Genomic DNA, 20,257 nt, shown 5'->3' on the forward strand with positions numbered 1-20,257 from the left:
CCCTGAGCCCCCGAGCCCCGCGGAACCGCGTGAACCCCGCCCCCATCCGGAAGGACGACCGTGAGCGACACCCCCGCCCAGACCCCCGCACAGAACCCCGCCAAGACCGCCTTCACCCCGCCGACCCACACCGCCCCGCCCGCCCGCTTCTCGCACGGCGTGCGCAAGGGGAACATCCTCCAGGTGGCCGGACAGGTCGGCTTCCTGCCCGCCGTCCCCGGGCAGCCGCCTACCCCGGCGGGGCCGACCCTGCGCGAGCAGACCCTCCAGACCCTCGCCAACGTCGAGGCGGTCCTGAGGGAGGGCGGCGCGAGCTGGGAGGACGTGGTGATGGTCCGCGTCTACCTCACCGACACCGGCCACTTCGCCGAGTTCAACGAGATCTACGACGAGTACCTCGCCGGCACGGCGGGCCTCACCGGACCTCCGGCCGCGCGGACGACCGTCTACGTCGGCCTGCCCGCCGGTCTGCTGGTCGAGATCGACGCCATGGCCGTACTGGACTGACGCCCGGGGCGTGAACATTCGACGCCCGAAGCCTGACGGCCGGCGACTCGAACGGCCCTGGTGCCCGCGCGCACCGACGCGCCCTCTTGTGCCGACCGGCGGCGCGCTGTTGTATGCGCCACGCCGGTTGCGGGGACGAGAGCGGAGGGCGTACATGGCCAGTACGGGCGAGAGGGACGGAACGGGCGGCACGGACGGGGCGGAGACCGCCGCGGGGACCGCCGCGGCCCCGGCCGAACGGAAGGCGAGCTGGCGGCTGGTCGGCCCCGGCATCGTGGTCGCGGCCACCGGCGTCGGCGCCGGGGACCTGGTGGCCACACTCGTCGCCGGCAGCAGGTTCGGCTACACCCTGCTGTGGGCGGCCGTCGTCGGCTGCCTGGTGAAGATCGCGCTGGCGGAGGCGACAGGCCGCTGGCACCTGGCCACCGGCCGCACGATCTTCGACGGCTGGCGCAGCCTGGGCGCGTGGACCACCGCCTACTTCGCGGTCTACGTCACGGTGTGGGGCTTCGTCTACGGCGCCGCCGCCATGTCCTCCAGCGCGCTGCCGCTGGTCGCCCTCTTCCCCGGCGCCCTCGGGCTGAAGACATGGGCGATCCTGTGCGGGCTGGCGGGCCTGGCGTTCGTCTGGTTCAACCGCTACGCGGTCGTCGAGAAGATCATGATGGTCTTCGTCGGCGTGATGTTCGTGGTCGTCCTCTACGTGGCGGTCCGCGTCACGCCGCACCTCGGCGACGCCGTCACCGGGCTGCTGCCGGTGCTGCCGGACGGCTCGCTGCTCTACACCCTCGGCCTGGTCGGCGGCGTCGGCGGGACGATCACCATGGCCGCGTACGGCTACTGGGTCAACGCCAAGGGCTGGACCGACAGCGGCTGGATGCGGATGATGCGCCTGGACAACCGGGTCGCGTACCTGACCACCGGCGTCTTCGTGGTGGCGATGCTGATCGTCGGCGCCGAGCTGCTGCACGCCGCCGGCACCGCCATCGGCTCCGGCGACCAGGGGCTGCTGGACCTGGGCCGGATCCTGGAGGAGCGTTTCGGGGCCGTCACCGCCAAGCTCTTCCTGATCGGCTTCCTGGCCGCGTCCTTCTCCTCCCTGGTGGGCGTCTGGCACGGCGTCAGCCTGCTGTTCGCCGACTTCGTGGAGCGTACGCGCGCGGCACGGGCGCAGGGCACCGGCGGCGAGCCCCCCGTCCTGGAGGTCGCCCGCGGGCAGCGCGAGCGCTCCTGGCCGTTCCGCGGCTACCTGCTGTGGCTGACGTTCCCGCCGATGGGCCTGCTGTGGCTGGACCAGCCCTTCGGCCTGGTCATCGCCTACGGCGTGCTGGGCGCCTTCTTCATGCCCTTCCTGGCGGGGACCCTGCTGTGGCTGCTCAACTCCGGCCGCACTCCGCGCCAGTGGCGCAACGGGCCGCTGAGCAACGTGATGCTGGCGGCGGCCGGGCTGCTCTTCGTGGTGCTGTGCGTCCAGCAGGTGCGCGAACTGCCCTGGTGACCGCCCTGCCGGGCGCCCGTGCGGGAACGGCCGGGAACGGCACGGGAACGGCACGGGAACGGCACGGGAACGGCACGGGGCCCGGTCCGCGTTCGCCGCGGACCGGGCCCTGTCGCTGTTCCGTTGTCCCGCTGCTCCGCCGTCGCCGGTGCTTACGGCAGCGCGTGGACGTGCGGGCCGACGGTGTCCGACCACCGGTTGCCGTTGAGCGCGTCCCAGTTGGTGGACCAGGTCATCGCGCCGCGGATGCCCGGGTAGGTCCGCGCGGGCTTGAACGAGCCGCACCTCGTCCCCCTGGCCAGGCAGTCCAGGGCGGCGTTCACCACGGAGGGGTCCACGTAGCCGGAGCCCGCGCCGCGCGTGGAGGCGGGGGTGCCCAGGCCGACCTGGGAGGGGTCGAGGCCGCCCTCGAGCTGGATGCAGGCGAGCGCGGTGAGGAAGTCCACCGAGCCCTGCGAGTACACCTTCCCGTCGCAGCCCAGCATCGAACCGCTGTTGTAGTACTGCATGTTGACGACCGTGAGGATGTCCTTCACGTTCAGCGCCAGCTTGAAGTACTCCGTGGACGTGGACTGCATGTCGATGGTCTGCGGGGCCATCGTGAGCACCATGGAGGGTCCGGCCTTCGCCGACAGCGAGCGCAGCGCCTGCGTCAGCCAGGTGGAGTTGATGCCGTGCTCCAGGTCGATGTCCACGCCGTCGAAGCCGTACTCCTGCATCAGGCGGTGGGCGCTGTCGGCGAAGCGCGCGGCCGAGGCGGAGTCGTTGACGATGACGTTGCCCTTCTCGCCGCCCACCGAGATGATCACCTTCTTTCCGGCGGCCTGCTTGGCGGCGATGTCGTTCTTGAACTCCTGCACGGAGGAGTAGCCGAGCGCCGGGTCGAGGTTGAAGGTGATCTCACCGGCGCTGGCCGTGGAGTCGGCGAAGGAGACGGCGATGATGTCGTACTGGTCCTGCACCTCGCGCAGCTTCTGCACCCGCGCGCCGTTGTCGAAGTTCTGCCAGTAGCCGGTCAGGGCGTGCTTGGGCACGCCCGTGCCGGGGTTGTCACCGCCGTCCCGGCTGCGGGTGGTGGCGGTGACGGGGGCGGACTTCGCCGACTCGCCGGCGCCGTTGACCGCGCTGACGCGGAACTCGTAGGAGGTGGCGGCCGCGAGCCCGGTGACGGTCGCCGAGGTGCCCTGCACCGACAGCGCCTTCGCCCCGTCCCGGTAGACGGTGTAGCCGGTGGCGCCGGCGACCGCGTTCCAGTTCAGGGTGACCGAGGAGGAGGTGGTCGTGCCGACGGTGGGTGCGCCGGGCGCGGCCGGGGGCTCGGGCTCGGGGTCGGGCTCGCCCGGGTCGCCGCCGGGGCCGGTGAGGGAGAAGTCGTCGGCCAGGTAGGCGCTCTGGCCGTACCAGCCGTGGGTGTGGACGGTGACCGAGGTGGTGTTCGGGCCGGTGGTGAAGGAGGTCCTCAGCTGCTGCCAGCCGGAGGAGCCCGGGGTCCAGGTGGAGACGTCGGTGGTGCCGGTGCCGGATGCGCCGAGGTAGACGTAGGAGCCCTGTACCCAGGCGCTCAGCTCGTACTTCGAGTCCGGCTGCACGGCCACGGTCTGGGAGCACTTGGCGTTGTCGCTGCCGGCGGGGGTGGCCTTCAGCGCCGCCGTGCCGCCGTGGACCGGGGAGGAGACGGTCGTGCCGCTGCCGGCGGAGCAGGTCCAGCCGCTCAGGCCGGACTCGAAGCCGGCGTTCCGCACCAGGTTCGGCTCGGCGGCCCCGGCGCTGCCCGAGAGCCCGCCGAACGCCACCGCACCGGCCGCGACCGCCCCCGCGCCGAGCGCCGCGACGATTCTGGTGCGGATGCGCGCGGTACGGCGCGCGCCGGGCGTCGCGTCTCTCCCGCCGCCCGTGGTGTCTGTTCGCGTCCTGCGTTCCACTACTGCCTCCGTGCGTTGGGGGGTGAGCGCGCGTGGGGAGACGGTGGCCACCGTGCTGAGCCGGAAGAATGGTTCAGACCAATGAGGATGTCAAGAGGGGCGGAGTTTTCCGTGACAACGGGACGGGCCCGCGGGCGGTCTCCGCAGCGGGGCGCAACGGGGCGCAGCGGGGCATAACGATGCACAACGGGGCGTAACCGGAACGGAGTTCAGAGGGTCATGGCGAACGCCAGAGCGAGCAGGACGGCGGCCGCCCCGCAGCCCGCGGCCAGCACCGCCGGCATCACCACGGGCAGCAGCCGGCCCGGGCCGGCCACCGTCGCCCTGCCGGGGCGGGCGGGGTCGTAGCGGACCGGCACCCGGTCGCCGACCCGCACCCCCGAGACGTACTCCTCGAACTCCACCGGCCGCCCGTCCGGCGTGCGGAAGGCGAAGTGGTACAGATCCGTGCCGGTCGGCCGGCTCGCCCTGGAGACCCGTACGCACTCGGCCTCCGCCCGCGCCCCGGCGCGCAGCGCCCGTGCGACGGCGAGCAGCCGTACGGCGCCGCGTACGGCCAGTGCCCCGAAGAGGGCGGCCGCCAGGGCGAGGAAGAGCCGCTCGCCGCCCGGTACCTCCATGCCGGCCGCCCTACCGGACCGTGACGCTGCCGACGATCCTGTCCAGATCCGCCTCGGACAGCCCGCCCTCGACGGTGTCCACGGTGACCAGGAAGGCCTTGTCGCGCGAGTCAAGCCCGGCCACCATCACGCCCCTCATCCGGGTGCCCTTCGCGGGTGTGCCGCGCTCACCGCCGGAGGTGAACTCGTAGTCGATGCGCCGGGCCTCGTCCGTCCCCTCCACCTCGACATCCTCGCGCCCCGTGGGCGTCGCGCCGAGCTGGACGCGGGCCTCCGCGCCGGTGGCGGCCATGTCGGCGTCCCCCGCCTTCATGAAGTCGAGCTGGACGGAGACCATGCCCGTGGTCCGGCCGCCCTCGGTGAGGACCGCCGCGGCGTCGTTGTGCTCACCGCGCTCCGCCTCGCCCAGCTCCCGGTATCCCCCGGGGTAGGCGACGGAGAGCCGCTCGGTCTCCAGCGTCCCCCAGCCCTCGGGCGCCGCGGCGCCCCCCGCCTCCTGCCCGCCGCAGCCGGCGAGGAGGGGCAGCAGCGCGGCGGCGGCGAGCGCCGGGAGGGCGCGTGCGGCGGTCCGGGCGACGGTGCTCATCGGGTACTCGCTCTCCTGGTCGGGCTCTCCTGGGCGGACTTCTCCGGTCGGACTCTCCTGGGCCGGCTCTCCCCGGGCCGGCTCTCCCCGGGCCGGGGCCGCGGACGCGGCGGCGCCGGGAGGGCGTTCAGTTCGCACAGTAGCTGTAGGGGACGTACTCGCGCCTGCCGTCCCTCGGCGCACCGAGGAACCGCGCGTCGCCCAGGGTCTCCTCCTTCTGCTCGGTGGAGACCGAGAAGCCCAGGCTCATCCCCAGGTTCACCTCGAAGCCGTAGGCGGCGGCCTCGGTCTCCCCGTCGTAGGACATCCTGCTGGACATGCCCTCGTCGAACATCAGCTGCCCGAAGGGGTCGTCGGAGCCGGGCCGGGTGGTCGGGGCGCGGTCGCCGAACATGTAGGCGAAGGGCGCGGTGTTGTCCCCGTTCCCGTCCAGCCAGCGCTGGGCGGTCTCACGGGCGGCGTCCCCCTCCGCGCCCGGGGGGAAGGAGACCATGTTGGTGACGACCTCGATCCTGGAGGTTCCCGAGTCGTCGGTGACCGAGGCGCTTCCGCCCCGCTTGCCGCCGCCCTCCTCGCCGTTGCTCCCGCCGGCCTCCCCCTTGTGGCCGCTGCCCCCGGTCTCGATGGTCTGGGTCATCACGATGCGCAGCAGTTCGCCGGTGCCGTCGTCGCGGACGACGGTCATCGAGCCGGTGCGGGCGGTCTCCCCGTGGTGGTCGCCCTTGAGGAACCCGGCCTCGTAGCCCGTACTGCCGCCGTAGGTGAGCCTGGCGGTGTAGGTGTACGACTTCGTGCCGCGGAACCTGTCGTTGGTCACGGTGGCCTCGGGGGCGAACTCCACGTTGCCGCCGAGCCGCGCGGAGAGCTTCCTGTCGTCCCCGGCGGAGAGCTTGAGCCCGGCCGCGGCGGTGCCGTTGAGCCCGATCGTGCCGTAGCTGATGTGCCGGTCGCCGATCCGCTCCTCCAGCCGTTCGCGCAGCCGCTGCTCCTCGGCGATGGGACCCTTGCCGAAGATGGCGAGGATGGCGTTGCCGGCGCCGGCCTCGCCCGCGTGCCGGTTGGTGAGCTCGTAGGTCTTCAGCATCTCGATGTCGTCGCGGAAGCTCTGGGCCTCCTCCTCGCTCCTGAAGACCCAGGTGTCGCCGTTGGTGACCTTGAGCCCGGCGCCGAGGGAGACGTCCTCCGTGCCCAGCTTGCCGACCTTGAGCCCGGTCCTGACGGAGCCCTTGGCGCCGACGGAGGCGGCGTCGGTGAAGGTCATGTAGACCAGCCTGTCGCCCCCGTCGACCCGGCCGTCCTCGTTGACGTCGGTGCTGGCGCGGTGGGTCTGCTGTCTGAAGCCGTACTCCTCGCCCCACTCGATCCACATGAACCTCCCCCTGGCGCCGGCCTTGTCGGAGAGGTTGTGGGTGTTGCACATGGTGGGCTCGTAGTCGGCGTCCGTCCTGGGCGCGGCCCGGTCGCCGCCCTCGCTCCCGCAGCCCCCGCCGCCACCGCCGATGCCGGCGACGACGCATCCGATGCGGTCGCCGAGGGCCTGCCCGACCCCGGTGACCGACACGGCGGCGAGGACCGCGACGGCCACCACGAGCATGCCGAGGTACTCCGTCGCGGTGGCGCCCCGGTCGCCGAACCGTATGCCCGACCCGCCGTCACCTCTCGGCGCCATGCGACGGCCCCCTGTCCTGTGTCTGTCCTGTGTGCCGTGGGCTTTCGACCGAACGCCGGTGAGGCTAGGCAGGCGGGAGGAGGGGGGCGTGGGCCCGTGGGCCCAAAAACGGGCCCAAAGCTTCCGCGATGACGGAAAGTGCGCGGGGAAGGGGGGTACAGTCCGGTGCCGGGTCAGGGACCTGGCCTTTTATCGGACCGAGTCGGTACCGGGGGTGATCGATGTTACCGACAGTGTAAATTCATGGTTCAACTGATTATGCTTCGCGCGGTGGGCCGGCGAAAACGGAAGTCCGGGGAATTCCCCCGCGGCCCTGCGCGGGAAGCGGTCGGCAGGGCGACGTTGCGTCACCTTGTGTCCGCCTTTGGCCCGGGGAAGTGGTGGAAGCGCACCCACTGGTCTTCGGTGAGTATTCTCTGCCGCTTAAGGCGCGGATAAGCTGCTGAGTTGACGAGCCGTATAGAACTCGGCAGGCCGGAGCAGTTTTGAACGGGGAACCTCGGATGCCCACCGCGATAGCTGTCACCAGCGCCGATCTGGTGCTGCCACCGCCGGATCCGCACACGCCGACAGCGCACGTCCTGACGCCTCCCGACAGGCAGCCGCTGGACGCCGCCCTCGCGGAGACGCAGGTCCTCGTCGAGCAGCACGGCTACGTCGTCGTGCTGTACCAGTCGTCCCTCCCCGCGCCCTTCGTGCGGCGGCTGCACACCGTCCGCTCGATGCTGGAGAGCGACCGCATCGCCCTGCTGGGGACGGACCTGCCGCCGCTGGCGACCGGCGTCCTGGTGCACCAGATGCGCCAGTTGTCCACCTGCGGCTTCAGTCCCGGAGTCCTCGGCGCCACCGCGCGCCTGCTGGCGCACTACATCCACGCCGGCGCACTGCTGAACTCCGTCGCCAGGCTCGACCACGTCCCGGTCGGCCTCAAGGAGCACGCCAAGTCCTGGATGCCCGGCACCCAGTTCGGGGTGCTCGCCGCCCCCGCCTCCCGGCTGATCCGGATCGGCGACGGCGGCACGCTGCCCGGCCCGGAGTTCCCCACCCGGCTCACCTACGCCGCCTGCCAGCTCTCCCCGGACTGGGTGACCGGCACACTCGCCCCGCAGTGGCGGGTGACGGGCACCCAGGAGGCGCGGCTCCCGGCGGACTCGCCGCGCTGGTGGGGCACCGGGAAACTGGTCGAGTTCGCCGCGTCCATCCCGGACGTCTCCGTCCTGTACCAGCTCGTCAGCTCGGTGCGGCGCGAAGAGTGCCGCTGGTGCGGTCTCGAACTGATCGGCGATCGCTGTGTCTTCTGCTCCTCGCCCGTGACACCGCCGGAGAACCGGAGCGGACCCGCCGACGTCGTCAGTCAGGGGGCCCCCGCTTCCGGCCGGCCGCACTGAGACGCGCCGCCGCCGGCCGCACCGGAAGACCCGTGGCTTCCACCACACGCGGCCCGCACGAACCGCCCAACGCCAACGTCCCCGAACGAGGTAGCCCGCAACCATGAACTCACGCCAGCGTCGCGGCGTCATCCTGCTGCTGCTGTCCGTCCTGTGCGCCTTCGCCGCCTTCGCGGGCGTCCTGTCGGTGATCAGCGACGTGGAGTCGAAGGTCGGCCCGGAGGTCACGGCGTACCGCCTGTCGAAGAACGTACCGGCCTACCGGGCCCTGGACGAGAGCGTCGTGGAGAAGGTGCGGATACCCAGGCGCTGGCTGCCGAGGACCGCGGTCACCGCGACCGACGAGTTCAGCGGCAAGATCGCGACCAATCCGCTGAAGAAGGGCTCGCTCCTCCAGAGCGACATGATCACTGATCAGCCGGAACTCCGGGAGGGCGAGCAGGAGATCGCCATCATGATCGACGCGGCCACCGGCGTCGCGGGCAAGATCCGGCCCGGCTCCACGGTCAACATCTACGCGACCTTCCAGGACAAGAAGGAGAACGAGATCTCCCGGGTGATCGTCAGCAACGCCCGTGTCATCGACGTCGGCGAACTCACCCCCATCACCAGGAACGACGAGGTCAACCGCGAGTCCGAGGCGGTGCCGATCACCTTCGCGCTCAACACCCTCGACACCCAGCGCGTGGCCTTCGCCGAGTCCTTCGCCGTCAACGTCAGGCTCGCCCTCGTCGCGCCCGGGAGTGACACGACCATCTCCGAGGAAGAACGCACCTACACCCTCGTCGGAGACAGGTGAGACAACGGATGGTCACGAGAATCCTCCCGGCCGTCGGCGACGCCGACGCGGCCCGGTCCGTCTCCGCACTGCTGAGCCAGCTTCCCGACACCGAGCCGGTCCAGCCGGTCGGCGACTCCACCCTGCTCCTGGACACCCTCGCGGCACTCGCCGGCGAGTCGGTGGGAGACCTCCCCGAGGTCGTGCTCGTCCACGAGCGCATCGGGCCGGTCCCCGCGCTGGAGCTGATCCGGGAGGTCGCGCTGCGCTTCCCGGCGGTCGGGGTGATCCTGATCAGCGCGGACGCCGGCCCCGGGCTGTACTCGGCCGCCATGGACTCCGGCGCGCGCGGACTGGTCGGCCTGCCGCTGTCGTACGACGAGCTCTCCGCCCGGGTCTCCGCCGCCGCCCAGTGGGCCGTGGGGGTGCGGCGCCACCTGGGCTCCGGAGGCGACGTCTTCAGCGGCCCCGGCGGCACCGCGGTCACGGTCAGCGGCGCCAAGGGCGGCGTGGGCGCCACCCTGCTCTCCGTCCAGCTCGCGCTCGCCGCCCGCGCCTCCGGCAGGAGCGTGGCGCTGGTCGACATGGACCTCCAGGCGGGCGACGTGGCGTCGTACCTCGACGTCCAGTTCCGCCGCTCGATCGCGGACCTGGCCAGCATCGCCGACATCTCGCCGCGCGTCCTCCAGGACGCCCTCTTCTCCCACCCCACCGGCCTCGCCCTGCTCCTCGCCCCGGGCGAGGGCGAACGCGGCGAGGAGGTCGACGAGCGCGCCGCCCGCCAGATCATCAGCGCGCTGCGCTCCCGGTACGAGGTCGTGATCGTCGACTGCGGCACGCAGATGAACGGGGCGAACGCCGCGGCCGTGGAGATGGCCGACACGGCGTTGCTGGTCACCACCCCGGACGTCGTCGCCGTCCGGGCGGCCAAGCGCATGATCCGGCTGTGGGACCGGTTGCAGATCCGCAAGGCGGAGGAGACGCTGGCCGTCGTCAACCGGCACACCCGCAACACCGAGATCCAGCCTCCGCTCATCCAGCGGATCGTGGGCACCCCGGTCGCCCGCGGCGCGATCCCGGCCGGATTCAAGGAACTCCAGGCGGCGGTCGACTCCGGCCGTGTGCAGGACCTGGACTCCCGCGGCTCCGTCAGGCAGGCGATGTGGGCCCTGGCGGGGGAACTCGGACTGGTCGACGCGGCCAGGACTCAGCAGGGCAAGGGCGGCAGGTACGGGGACAGGGGATCGATCGGCCTGCGCCGCCGCCGCGGCGGCGGCGGACGCCACGACAACGACACCACCGAACCGAGCGGGAGAACCGGCTGATGGGGGAAGTCGACACGGGGACGGGCCAGGACCGGACCACGGCGCGCTCACGCACCGGCGGCGACCAGGGGCAGGTGGCCGTCGAGTTCGTCGGCATGCTGCCGATCATCACCGCCACCCTCGTGCTGCTGTGGCAGTGCGCGCTGCTGGGCTACACCTACACCCTCGCCGGCGACGCGGCCGACAGGGCGGCGCACGAGGCGGCCGTGGCCGACCTCCGCAGGGAGAGCCGGGGCGAGGCGTGCGAGCGGGCGGGCAAGGAGAGTCTGGAAGGCGACTGGAGGAAGTCGGCGAGGACCGAATGCTGGGTCGACTCCGGCCTGGTCAAGGCCGAGGTCGCCCTCAAGGTGCCCGTCCTCTTCCCCGGGATCGTCGACTTCCCCTTCTCGGTCACCGGAAACGCGGCGGCGGCGAAGGAGAACTGAGACATGGTGCTGCGCAGACGACGCTCCGACAGGGGACAGGTCGCGGTCGAGTACATCGGCATGCTCCCCATCCTGATCCTGGTCGGGCTGGCACTGATCCAGTTCGGCCTCGCCGCGTACACGATCCAGCAGGCGGGCACGGCGTCCCGCGCCGCGGCCCGCATGGCCTCGCACGACCGCCCCGAGATGCCCCCCGCGCAGGCCGGCCGGGAGGCGATGAGCGACTGGCTCGCGGACGGCGCCCGGTTCCGGCAGTGGGCCGGCGCCCACGACGAGGTGAAGGTGACCGCCACGGTCAGGATCCCCTCGATCATCCCGGGGGTCTCCTTCGGCGACACGGAGCGGACGACCACCATGCCCCGCGACTGAGGCGGCCGGCAGCGTCGGCCGGCGGGACCGGAAGGAGAACTGAAGCCATGAGCCTGAGGGCACGCATCAACGCCCCCGAGGCGCCCTCCAACCAGCAGGAGGAGAGCCACCTCGTCGCGGTCTACCGGGCCAAACTGCTCGAGGAGATCGACCTCGCCGAGATGTCCTCCCTCGCGGCGACGGAGCGCCGCGTCCGGCTGGAGCGCGTGCTGGGGCACATCATCAGCCGCGAGGGCCCCGTCCTCTCCACCCACGAGCGCGCCATGCTCATCCGCCGCGTCGTGGACGAGGCGCTCGGCCTCGGCATCCTGGAACCGCTCCTGGAGGACGCCTCCATCAGCGAGATCATGGTGAACGGCCCCGACCAGATCTTCGTGGAGCGGGGCGGCCGCCTGGAACTCCTCCCGATGCGCTTCGCCTCCCACGAGCAGCTGATGCAGACCATCGAGCGCATCGTCTCCACCGTCAACCGCCGCGTCGACGAGGCCAATCCGATGGTCGACGCCCGGCTGCCCTCCGGCGAGCGCGTCAACGTGATCATCCCGCCGCTCGCGCTCTCGGGCGCGACCCTGACCATCAGGCGCTTCCCCAGGGCCTACACCCTGCAGGAGATGATCGGACTCGGCTCCCTCGACGAGCACATGACGATGCTGCTCGCCGGACTGGTCCGGGCCAAGTTCAACGTGATCGTCTCCGGAGCCACCGGCACCGGGAAGACCACGCTGCTCAACGCGCTCTCCGGGCTGATCCCGGAGGGGGAGCGCATCATCACCATCGAGGACTCGGCGGAGCTCCAGCTCCAGCAGACCCATGTGATCACGCTGGAGAGCCGGCCCGCGAACGTCGAGGGCAAGGGCCGGATCACCATCCGCGACCTGGTCCGCAACTCCCTGCGCATGCGCCCCGACCGGATCATCGTCGGCGAGGTCCGCGGCGGGGAGACGCTCGACATGCTCCAGGCGATGTCCACCGGCCACGACGGTTCCCTCGCGACGGTCCACGCCAACAGCGCCGAGGACGCCCTGATGCGCCTGCAGACCCTGGCGTCCATGTCCGAGGTGGAGATCCCGTTCGCCGCGATCAAGGACCAGATCAACAGCGCCGTGGACGTCATCGTCCAGCTCGCCCGCAACGCCGACGGCTCCCGCAAGATCAGCGAGATCGCCGTCGTCGACTCGCACGGACGGGAGGACTACAGGATCGTCACCGTGTGCCGCTTCGACGCCCGGCCCATGGGCGGCGACGGCAAGGTCCACGGGGAGTTCTCCTACTTCCCGCTGCCGCGCCGGATCGCCGAACGCCTCCGCATGAAGAACGAACCCGTCCCGCCCGCCTTCGGAGTCGCCGACAGCGACGAGCAGCTCGCCACGCGCAGGACCACCGCCTGACACCACCACCGCCCGGCACCACCACGGCCACCCGTACCGCCCCGCCGCCCGATCCCGCCGCCCGACACCGAGGAAGCCCGCACCGGACATGGACAATCTCGCACTGCTGACGATCGGCGTCACGCTGCTGTGCTGCGTGCTCGCGGTCACGGGTGTGCACGCGTACGCCTCGGGAAAAGCGCAGCACGCCGAGCTGATCGACCGGCTCTCCCACACCGGGCAGACGCGGACGTCCGGCCGGCGGCGCAACTTCCAGGGCGTCGACCGGCGGCTGCGCGGCACCCGGTTCGGAAGGAGGATCGAACTCAGGCTCGCGGCCACCGGCCTCGACCTGACCCCGGGCGAGTTCTTCGTCTACATGGTCGGTTCCGTCGTAGGCCTGTGGCTGATCGCCTCCGCCCTGCTCGCGCCCTTCTTCGGCCCCATCGCGGCCGTCATCGCCCTGTGGGGCTCCTTCACCTTCCTCAACTGGCAGCGGCAGAAGCGCACCGAGCGGTTCATCAACCAGCTCCCCGAACTCACCCGCGTCCTGGCCAACGCCACACAGGCGGGACTGGCGCTCCGCACCGCCATCACCATGGCCGCCGAGGAACTGGAGGATCCGGCCGGCGAGGAACTGAGCCGGGTGGCCGACCGGCTCGCCGTCGGCCACACCCTCGACGACGCGCTCGGCGAACTCGCCGAACGCCTGCCCTCCCGCGAACTGGCCGTCCTGGTCACAACGCTCGTGCTGTCCAACAGGGCGGGCGGCACGCTCGTCAGCTCCCTGCACAACCTCACCCAGACCCTGGAGGACCGCAAGGAGACCCGGCGCGAGGTCAGGACCCAGCTGTCGCAGGTCACCGGCACCGCCTACATCGTCCCCGCGATGGGCCTGGGGTCCATGCTGCTGATGGACAACATCTGGGACGGCGCCCTCGACAAGATCACGGCCTCCCCGCTGGGCCAGGGAGCGCTGATCGTCGCGATGGCCCTGTACGGCATCGGGTTCTTCCTCGTCCGCCGTCTGGGCAAGATCGAAGTCTGAGAGGAGACGGACACATGGGAATCCTCCTCGCCGCCGTCATCGGCCTCTGCGTCTACGGAGCCATCGCCGGCATACGGCTCTACCGCTCCGAGGCCAAGCTCCCCGGGGACCTCGCCATCGCGCTGGAGGTCGGCTCTACACGGACCGGCGCCGTGGGGTCCGGCATCGACCGCATGGGCATGCGCTACGCGCCCGTGGTGCTGCGCATGATGGGCCCCGACCGGGTCAACAAGGTCCGCAAGAGGATCGACATGGCGGGCAACCCCGGCGGCCTGACCATCGACCGCTACGCGGCCCGCCGTGCCGTCTACGGCTTCCTCGGCGGGCTGGGCGCCCTGGCCATGCTGGTGAACGGGCACACCGTCCTCGCCGTCGGCATGATCGCCTTCGGCGTCTTCTGGGCCGAGGTCGGCATCTGGTCGGCCATCCGGGAGCGCCGCAAGGCCATCGACCGCACCCTCCCGGACTTCCTCGACGTACTCGCCGTCGTGGTCTCCGCCGGACTCGGCTTCCGCCAGGCGCTGGAGCGCACGGCCGACAAGTACCAGGGCCCCTGGGCCGACGAGGTCCGCATCACCCTGCGCCAGATGGACATGGGGGTCAGCCGCCGGCAGGCGTTCGACGAACTGCGCAGACGCAACGACTCCGAACAGGTCGCCCAGTTCGTCACGGCGCTCCAGCAGGGCGAGGAACTGGGCGCCCCGATCGTCGAGACGCTCATCCAGATCGCCAACGACATGCGGCGCACCGACGCGCAGAACGCCCGCCGGGAAGCCGCCAAGGCCGTGCCCAAGGCCACTTCCATCGTCACCATGCTGATGGTGCCCGCCACCATCCTGCTGCTGGGCACGGGGATGTTCCTCGGCACCGGCACCGGCCTGTAGACCGCACGCGCCGCCAGGCCGCCGACCAGTGAGAGGGGGAACCGTGTCGATGCCGTTCACGCCGGCGGGGCCGCCGGGAGCCGCCACCGCGGGCGGCGGTACCGTGCCGCGGGAGGAGCCGGCGGCCGCGCCCACGCTCAGGATCCAGCTCAGCGCGCTCCAGGCGCTGTGCCGCCAGGTCTTCGGCTTCCGGCTGGGCATGATCGTGCTGACCACCCCCTTCGCGCTGAGCGGCACGGGCCCGGGATGGCCCACCTGGCTGGTCGGCGCGGCGATCGTGTTCACCTTCATGGGCTCCTACCTGCTCTTCCGGGACTGGGAGCGCTTCGGCCCCCTGCTGCTGCGGCACCCCGCGCTCCTCGGCGTCGACGCCGGTTTCGGAGCCCTCCTGCTGTTCACGGCCACACCGGCGAGCCCGCTGAGCTACGTCACGATCTGCACCCCGCTGCTCGCCGGACTGGTGTACGGATGGCGGGGCGCGGGCTTCTTCACCGCCCTCACCCTGCTGATCGTGGCCGTCGCGTACGCGGGCAACGGCATGCTCGGCGCGTCGCTCGCCGCCACCGCCTTCCTGCCCGGGGTCTGCGTCCTCGCGGGCGCGGTGGGAGTCACGCTGCGAGGGCTGATGCTGCGCTTCGGCAGCGCCACCGAGGCCCTGCTGGAGATGCAGTCCAGGCTGGCCGTCAACGAGGCGGTCGCGGGCGAGCGCGCCCGGCTGGCCCGCGAGATGCACGACTCCGTCGCCAAGACCCTCCACGGCCTCGCCCTGGCGGCGGACGGACTGGCCGGCTCCGCCCACCGCCTGGACCCCGACACCCTCAGACGGCAGGCCGAACTCGTCGCCCGCTCCGCGCGCCGCGCCGCGGTGGAATCCCGGGAACTGCTGTCCGACCTGCGACGCGAGTCGGGCCTGGACGGCGGGGTGGACATCGCCGGCGAACTGTCCGCCCGTGCGGCGGACTTCGCACGCCGGACGGGCCTGGAGGCCGCCTTCCGCCCGCTGAACGGCACCCCCGTGCCGACGGTTCCCCAGGCGGTGGCCGGGCAGGTGCTGACCATCGCCTCCGAGGCCATGGAGAACGCGTACCGGCACGCGCACCCCACCCGCGTCGACGTCTCGATCGGAGTCGTCGACGACTCGCTGCGCGTCAGCGTCTACGACGACGGACACGGCCTGCCCGCGGGCACGGACCTCGAACAGCTCAGGCGCGCCGGGCACTTCGGCCTCGTCGGCATGGTGGAGCGGGCCGCGGGGATCGGCGCGCGCATCCGCATCGGCAGGGGGAGGGCGACCACCGGAACCGAGGTGCGCCTCGATCTCCCGATGGCCGCCCTGCTCCCGGAGGGCCTGGCCGCCGTCGCACAGCGGCACCGGTACATCCACTCCTGACCGACCGTTTCCCGCCCCCACACCCGAGAGGAGGCCGCACCATGCCGGACGACGTTCCCCCCGCTCCGGGACGGCACCGCCCCGCGTCCCCGTACGGCACCGACCACCCCCGGCCGGGGAACACCCCGGACCGCGCCCCCGCACCCCCGCCGGCGGCGGCACCCGAGAACTGCCCGCCCCCGCCCCCGCCCCCGCCCCTGCCGCCGACGCCCGCCGCCGCACCACTGCGGATCGTCGTCGCCGACGACAACCCGGTCGTGCGGGCGGGCCTGACCGTGCTGCTCCAGGGGCGCGACGACATCCGGGTGGTCGCCGAGGCGGCCGACGGCCGTGAGGCCTACGAGGCCACCCGGCGGCACCGGCCCGACGTGGTGCTGCTGGACGTCCGCATGCCGGGCGTCGACGGCATCTCGGCCCTGCCGCACCTGGTCCGCCTGGCACCCGTGCTGATGCTGACGTACAGCCGCGAGAGCGAGGTCGTCCACGAGGCGCTGCGGCTGGGGGCCGGAGGCTACCTGGTCCACGGGGAGTTCACCGCCGACCAGTTGGTCGCGGCCGTCCGCGACACCAGGGAGGGCCGGGCCCACTTCACGTCCACGGCCTCCAACGCGCTCCTGGCCGGCCTGCGCGGCGGTGCGGCGGCCGCTCCGGGGCAGCCGCTGCCCGAGGGGCTCGGCACGGCCTTCACCGGCTCCGGCTACCAGCCCGCGGTTCCAGGGCGGATACGTGCGACCGCACACGATGATCCGGAGCAAATCCCCCGTCACGCAACGAACCAACTGCGCTCATCCGAAGGAGTTTCGGCATCTGATGCGCCACATTCCTTCCGAAGCGCTTCGCATAAGCAATCCCATGTGGCACAGTCTGTTCCTGTCCCGGGAGCTTCCGGGGCGGAGCGGTTCGGCCTGAGCGGCAGGGAGGCGGAGGTGATGGAGTTGATCGCATCCGGCATGGCCAATCCGCAGATCGCCGCCGCCTGCTTCATCAGCGAGAAGACGGTCAAGAACCACATCAACCGGATCTTCGCCAAACTGCACGCCGGAAGCCGCAGCGAGGCCATCGCGGTCTGGCTGGGCACGGCGCGAAGGGGGTCGGACGGCCGTGGCTGACCACACGGCGGGCCCCGGAGCCCGGACAGCGGCGAAGGAGGCCGGACTCCGGCTTTGGGCCCGTACTTGGGCCCACGGACCCATGCGGACCGGTGGCGTTCCGGCGTACGTTCCCCATGTCGCAGGCGAGACCGGCCGGGAGGAGGCCGGAGACGCGGGCGGCACCGCAGAGACCTATCCGTCGGCCGTCGACCGGTCGACCGGACTTGGAGGGGAACACCATGAAGAACACCGCTCTGAAGCTGGCGACCGACACCAGGGTTCGCGTGAACGGCTGGGCCGACACCACCGTCGAGGCCATCGCCCGCCGGGGCGACAAGGGCCAGACCGCGGTCGAGTACATCGGCATGCTGGTCGCGATCATCGCGATCATCGCCGTGGTGGCGAGCATGACGGACATCGGCGAGACCATCGGCAACACGATTCGGACCGTCGTCGGCACTGCCGGCGGGGAGTGATTGCCTTCGTGGTCCCACGAAAGCAGCGCGAGGCCGGGCAGGCCGTCCCCATCTACATCACGGTGGTGGCGAGCCTGCTCTTCCTCGCGCTCGCGTATTTCGTGGTCGGTCAGGCATCCGCCTCCCGCAACGGTGCCCAGTCGGCGGCCGACGCCGCAGCCCTGGCCGCCGCCCAGGACGCCCGGGACCAGCTCCGCCGGGGTCTGCTCGCCTCGGTCCTGAACCCCCGGAACTGGAGCGATCTCCTCAACGGCAAGGGGTTCGGAACGTACGGCGCCTGCCAGGAGGCACAGCGTTTCGCGGCGCGGAACGAGTCCGACGTGACCCCGGGCGGCTGTCGTCGGCTGGCCGACGGACGGCTGGGCTTCACGGTGAAGGTGAAGACCCAGGAGCCGCTCGGGGAGACCGTCGTCCCGGGCACGGAGGACATCCACATGACGGCGGAGGCAACCGCGGTCATCGAACCGCGCTGCACCTTCAGGCCCGACGAGGAGAAACCGGAGGACGGAGAGGATCCGGACAACGGGGGCGGCAACGACAAGCCCGTCTTCCCCGGCAAGCTGACGTGTGACGGAAGGGACCGGTTCATCGACCCCGAGAACCTGGACTTCTTCCCCGACGCGGCGGACCTCTTCACCGTTCGGCTTTCAGGCTGACCGACAACGCGATCCACGAGCAGAGGACCAGCATTAATGATCAGGTGGCAGACCCCCCGAATCCGTCGGACAGCGGTGGCTATCACGGCATCGCTGACTCTGGCCTTCACCCTGGCCGGTTGTGGAGGGGGCGAAGACGGTGGTGGAGACAAGACGACGGACAAGCCCTCGGCCGGGCGGACTGCCGACTCCCAAGAAGGCGGAACGGGAGGGAAGGGCAGGGTTGCGGACGACAGCGAGGTCATCGTCTCGGTCAAGGGGCCGGAGAGCATTGTCCTTGATGTCAACTCCGTGGTCAGAGACTCCGGAGGGTTCGTCACAGTCAATGGAGTACTCAAGAACACGTCGGACGAGGACTTCGTCGGCGCTACCCGCTGGACGGGGCCGGAACTGGAACTGATCAGAGCTGCCGGCGGTTCTCTGGCCGGTGCCACTCTTGTCGACAAGGCGGAGAAGAAGCGTTACTACGTCCTACGTGACACGGAGAACCGTCCGTTGGCCACGATGAAGATCGGCACTGTCAAGGCGAACTCCGAGCAGAACGTCTTCATGCAGTTCCCCGCGCCGCCGGAGAGCACCGTCGAGGTGGACCTCCAGATCCCGACCTTCCAGAACGCCACCCTTGAGATCACGGGTGAGTGACACGATGACGATCACCCGTACCGCTGCTCTCGTGAGAGCACATCGGCATGCCGTCACGCTGACGTGCTCGGCCGTACTCGCTGTCGGCCTGAGCGTCGCCACCGTACCCACCGCACTCGCCGACGGCCCGACACCTTCGGCCGGCTCGGTGTTCGAGGGCGAGATCGACGCGGGCGACCCCGATCTCATGTTGGGCGACGGAGGAACCCTCGCCGAGCCCAAGGTTCTGGAGATCAAGCAGATCGTCGGTGACGAGGCCGGCGAGGAGCAGCGGGAGGACTCACCGTCCAACACCAAGTTCACGCTCCAGGCCGAAGTGCTCTTCGGCAGGGACAGCGCCAAGCTCAGCTCCGAGGCGAACGACAGGATCAGGGGCATCGCCGAGGAGATCGAGGAGCAGGGCGCCACGGAGGTGAACGTCTTCGGGTACACGGACAACCTCGGCTCGTACGAGCACGGCAAGGTCCTGTCCAAGAAGCGCGCCGAGGCGGTGCACAAGCAACTGCTGAAGGACCTCGGCTCGGGCATCACGTTCAGCATCCGCGGCTACAGCGAGGACAACCCGATCGCCGACAACTCCACGGAGGAGGGAAGGAAGAAGAACCGCCGGGTGGAGATCTCCTTCCCGCGCGGCGACTGATTCCACGGCCGGCCCGCCCGCGGCCGGTGTCGCACCCTCCACGGATCCGGACCGGTCGCCGTACCGGCGGACCGGTCCGGGCGTACCACCGCCCCTTCACCGTCCGCGCCCGCGCCCCGCCGCCGTGAAGCCCATGTGCACAGGAGCACCGTCACCGTGAAGACACACATCTCCCGCCTCCTGCCCGCTGCCGCCGCCGTGCTGGCGCTCGGCTTCGCCTCCGCCTGCGGCGGCTCCGGTTCGGGGGCCGCGGACGGGGAGGACGTGAAGGAACCCGGGCAGACCGGCACCTCCTCGTCCGCCTCCTTGTCCGCCGCCCCGGCCCCGGCGCGGACCACCCCGGCGGAGCCGGCGAGGACCCTGTCCCGGGAAGAGCTGGAGAAGGCGGCGCTGAGGACGGCCGACGTGTCCGGCTACACCGTCAGGACGCCCTCGAAGGAGGAGGTCTCCGGCGCGGGCCGGGAGAAGGCCGACCGGGCCGAGTGCCAGCCGATCGCCTCGGTGATCGGGGGCGTGCCCCAGCCGGAGCCGGCCGAGATGGTCTACCGGCAGTTCATCACCACATCCAAGGACGAGGAGGCCGGCGGGCTGATCCTCTTCGAGATGCTCGGCGCGTACGAGCAGGAGTCCGCGAACCGCCTGATGGAGGGGTTGCGCAAGGCGGTCAAGGCGTGCGCGGGCGGCTTCACCACCAAGACCGGTGGCGACACCAGCAGGTACTCCGGCGTCAGGGAGCTCACCGCCCCCACCGGCGCCGACGACGCCCTGGCCTACCAGGTGGACGGCGACTTCGAGGGCGACAGGGTGCCGCTGCTGTTCAAGGCGGTCCGCTCGGGCTCCAGTGTGGCGATCTTCTACTCGATGAACCTGATGGACTTCGCCGAGCCCGGGATTCCGCAGTCGGTGGTCACCGCCCAGGTCGAGAAGCTCAAGACGCCGAAGCGGTAGAGCGGGGCGGAAGACGGCGGGGAACGAA

The 20,257-nt window shown here is 71.3% G+C and carries 21 protein-coding genes; 17 read left to right on the forward strand and 4 right to left on the reverse strand.

Annotated elements, in window-relative coordinates:
• Positions 1-60 precede the first annotated feature (60 nt).
• The gene (locus BMY40_RS18730) at positions 61-507 is read left to right on the forward strand and encodes a RidA family protein (RefSeq protein WP_093661095.1); all 447 of its coding nucleotides are present in this window, start codon (positions 61-63) and stop codon (positions 505-507) included.
• Positions 508-661: 154 nt separating this feature from the next.
• Positions 662-2,005 carry an Nramp family divalent metal transporter gene (locus BMY40_RS18735; RefSeq protein WP_093661097.1) on the forward strand — a complete coding sequence of 448 codons (1,344 nt, stop codon included), beginning with the start codon at positions 662-664 and terminating at the stop codon, positions 2,003-2,005.
• Positions 2,006-2,157: 152 nt separating this feature from the next.
• Here the strand turns inward: BMY40_RS18735 and BMY40_RS18740 are convergent, their stop codons facing one another.
• The 4 genes from BMY40_RS18740 to BMY40_RS18755 form a co-directional block, all read right to left on the reverse strand.
• A complete protein-coding gene (locus BMY40_RS18740; protein ID WP_093661419.1) occupies positions 2,158-3,852 on the reverse strand; it encodes a chitinase in 1,695 nt (564 codons plus the stop codon).
• A gap of 284 nt (positions 3,853-4,136) precedes the next feature.
• The gene (locus tag BMY40_RS18745) at positions 4,137-4,547 is read right to left on the reverse strand and encodes a DUF3592 domain-containing protein (RefSeq protein WP_093661099.1); all 411 of its coding nucleotides are present in this window, start codon (positions 4,545-4,547) and stop codon (positions 4,137-4,139) included.
• Positions 4,548-4,557: 10 nt separating this feature from the next.
• Entirely contained in the window at positions 4,558-5,133 is a 576-nt protein-coding gene (locus BMY40_RS18750) for a hypothetical protein (RefSeq protein WP_093661101.1), read from the reverse strand.
• Positions 5,134-5,260: 127 nt separating this feature from the next.
• Positions 5,261-6,802: a hypothetical protein gene (locus tag BMY40_RS18755; RefSeq protein WP_093661103.1), complete on the reverse strand. Its 1,542-nt coding sequence runs from the start codon at positions 6,800-6,802 to the stop codon at positions 5,261-5,263.
• A 503-nt stretch (positions 6,803-7,305) separates the two neighbouring features.
• Here BMY40_RS18755 and BMY40_RS18760 point away from each other — a divergent pair.
• From BMY40_RS18760 to BMY40_RS18830, 15 genes are all read left to right on the forward strand, one after another.
• Complete coding sequence (locus tag BMY40_RS18760) at positions 7,306-8,190, forward strand: hypothetical protein (protein ID WP_093661105.1); 885 nt, start codon at positions 7,306-7,308, stop codon at positions 8,188-8,190.
• A gap of 103 nt (positions 8,191-8,293) precedes the next feature.
• Positions 8,294-8,989, forward strand: coding sequence for a Flp pilus assembly protein CpaB (gene cpaB / locus BMY40_RS18765; protein ID WP_093661107.1), 696 nt, complete (start codon positions 8,294-8,296; stop codon positions 8,987-8,989).
• Positions 8,990-8,997: 8 nt separating this feature from the next.
• Positions 8,998-10,293, forward strand: coding sequence for a CpaE/TadZ family protein (locus tag BMY40_RS18770; protein ID WP_093661109.1), 1,296 nt, complete (start codon positions 8,998-9,000; stop codon positions 10,291-10,293).
• The gene (locus BMY40_RS18775; RefSeq protein WP_093661111.1) at positions 10,293-10,718 is read left to right on the forward strand and encodes a TadE/TadG family type IV pilus assembly protein; all 426 of its coding nucleotides are present in this window, start codon (positions 10,293-10,295) and stop codon (positions 10,716-10,718) included. The genes BMY40_RS18770 and BMY40_RS18775 overlap by 1 nt, the downstream gene beginning before the upstream one ends.
• A gap of 3 nt (positions 10,719-10,721) precedes the next feature.
• Positions 10,722-11,087, forward strand: a complete 366-nt coding sequence (locus BMY40_RS18780; protein ID WP_093661113.1) for a TadE/TadG family type IV pilus assembly protein — start codon at positions 10,722-10,724, stop codon at positions 11,085-11,087.
• A gap of 47 nt (positions 11,088-11,134) precedes the next feature.
• Positions 11,135-12,475, forward strand: coding sequence for a TadA family conjugal transfer-associated ATPase (locus BMY40_RS18785; protein ID WP_093661115.1), 1,341 nt, complete (start codon positions 11,135-11,137; stop codon positions 12,473-12,475).
• 88 nt (positions 12,476-12,563) lie between these two features.
• Positions 12,564-13,502: a type II secretion system F family protein gene (locus tag BMY40_RS18790; protein ID WP_093661117.1), complete on the forward strand. Its 939-nt coding sequence runs from the start codon at positions 12,564-12,566 to the stop codon at positions 13,500-13,502.
• Positions 13,503-13,516: 14 nt separating this feature from the next.
• A complete protein-coding gene (locus tag BMY40_RS18795; RefSeq protein WP_093661119.1) occupies positions 13,517-14,386 on the forward strand; it encodes a DUF5936 domain-containing protein in 870 nt (289 codons plus the stop codon).
• A 49-nt stretch (positions 14,387-14,435) separates the two neighbouring features.
• Positions 14,436-15,776 carry a sensor histidine kinase gene (locus BMY40_RS18800; protein WP_093661121.1) on the forward strand — a complete coding sequence of 447 codons (1,341 nt, stop codon included), beginning with the start codon at positions 14,436-14,438 and terminating at the stop codon, positions 15,774-15,776.
• A 41-nt stretch (positions 15,777-15,817) separates the two neighbouring features.
• Positions 15,818-16,885, forward strand: a complete 1,068-nt coding sequence (locus tag BMY40_RS18805) for a response regulator transcription factor (RefSeq protein WP_093661123.1) — start codon at positions 15,818-15,820, stop codon at positions 16,883-16,885.
• Between the two features lie 221 nt (positions 16,886-17,106).
• Positions 17,107-17,343: a hypothetical protein gene (locus BMY40_RS18810; RefSeq protein WP_093661125.1), complete on the forward strand. Its 237-nt coding sequence runs from the start codon at positions 17,107-17,109 to the stop codon at positions 17,341-17,343.
• 8 nt (positions 17,344-17,351) lie between these two features.
• A complete protein-coding gene (locus BMY40_RS18815) occupies positions 17,352-17,999 on the forward strand; it encodes a pilus assembly protein TadG-related protein (RefSeq protein WP_093661127.1) in 648 nt (215 codons plus the stop codon).
• Between the two features lie 36 nt (positions 18,000-18,035).
• Positions 18,036-18,641, forward strand: coding sequence for a hypothetical protein (locus BMY40_RS18820; protein ID WP_093661129.1), 606 nt, complete (start codon positions 18,036-18,038; stop codon positions 18,639-18,641).
• Between the two features lie 4 nt (positions 18,642-18,645).
• On the forward strand, positions 18,646-19,281 hold the full coding sequence (locus BMY40_RS18825) for an OmpA family protein (protein ID WP_093661131.1): 636 nt from the start codon (positions 18,646-18,648) through the stop codon (positions 19,279-19,281).
• A 156-nt stretch (positions 19,282-19,437) separates the two neighbouring features.
• Positions 19,438-20,229: a hypothetical protein gene (locus tag BMY40_RS18830; RefSeq protein WP_143071792.1), complete on the forward strand. Its 792-nt coding sequence runs from the start codon at positions 19,438-19,440 to the stop codon at positions 20,227-20,229.
• The last annotated feature ends 28 nt before the right edge of the window (positions 20,230-20,257 follow it).

The organism is Streptomyces radiopugnans (genome assembly GCF_900110735.1).
Taxonomy (GTDB): domain Bacteria; phylum Actinomycetota; class Actinomycetes; order Streptomycetales; family Streptomycetaceae; genus Streptomyces; species Streptomyces radiopugnans.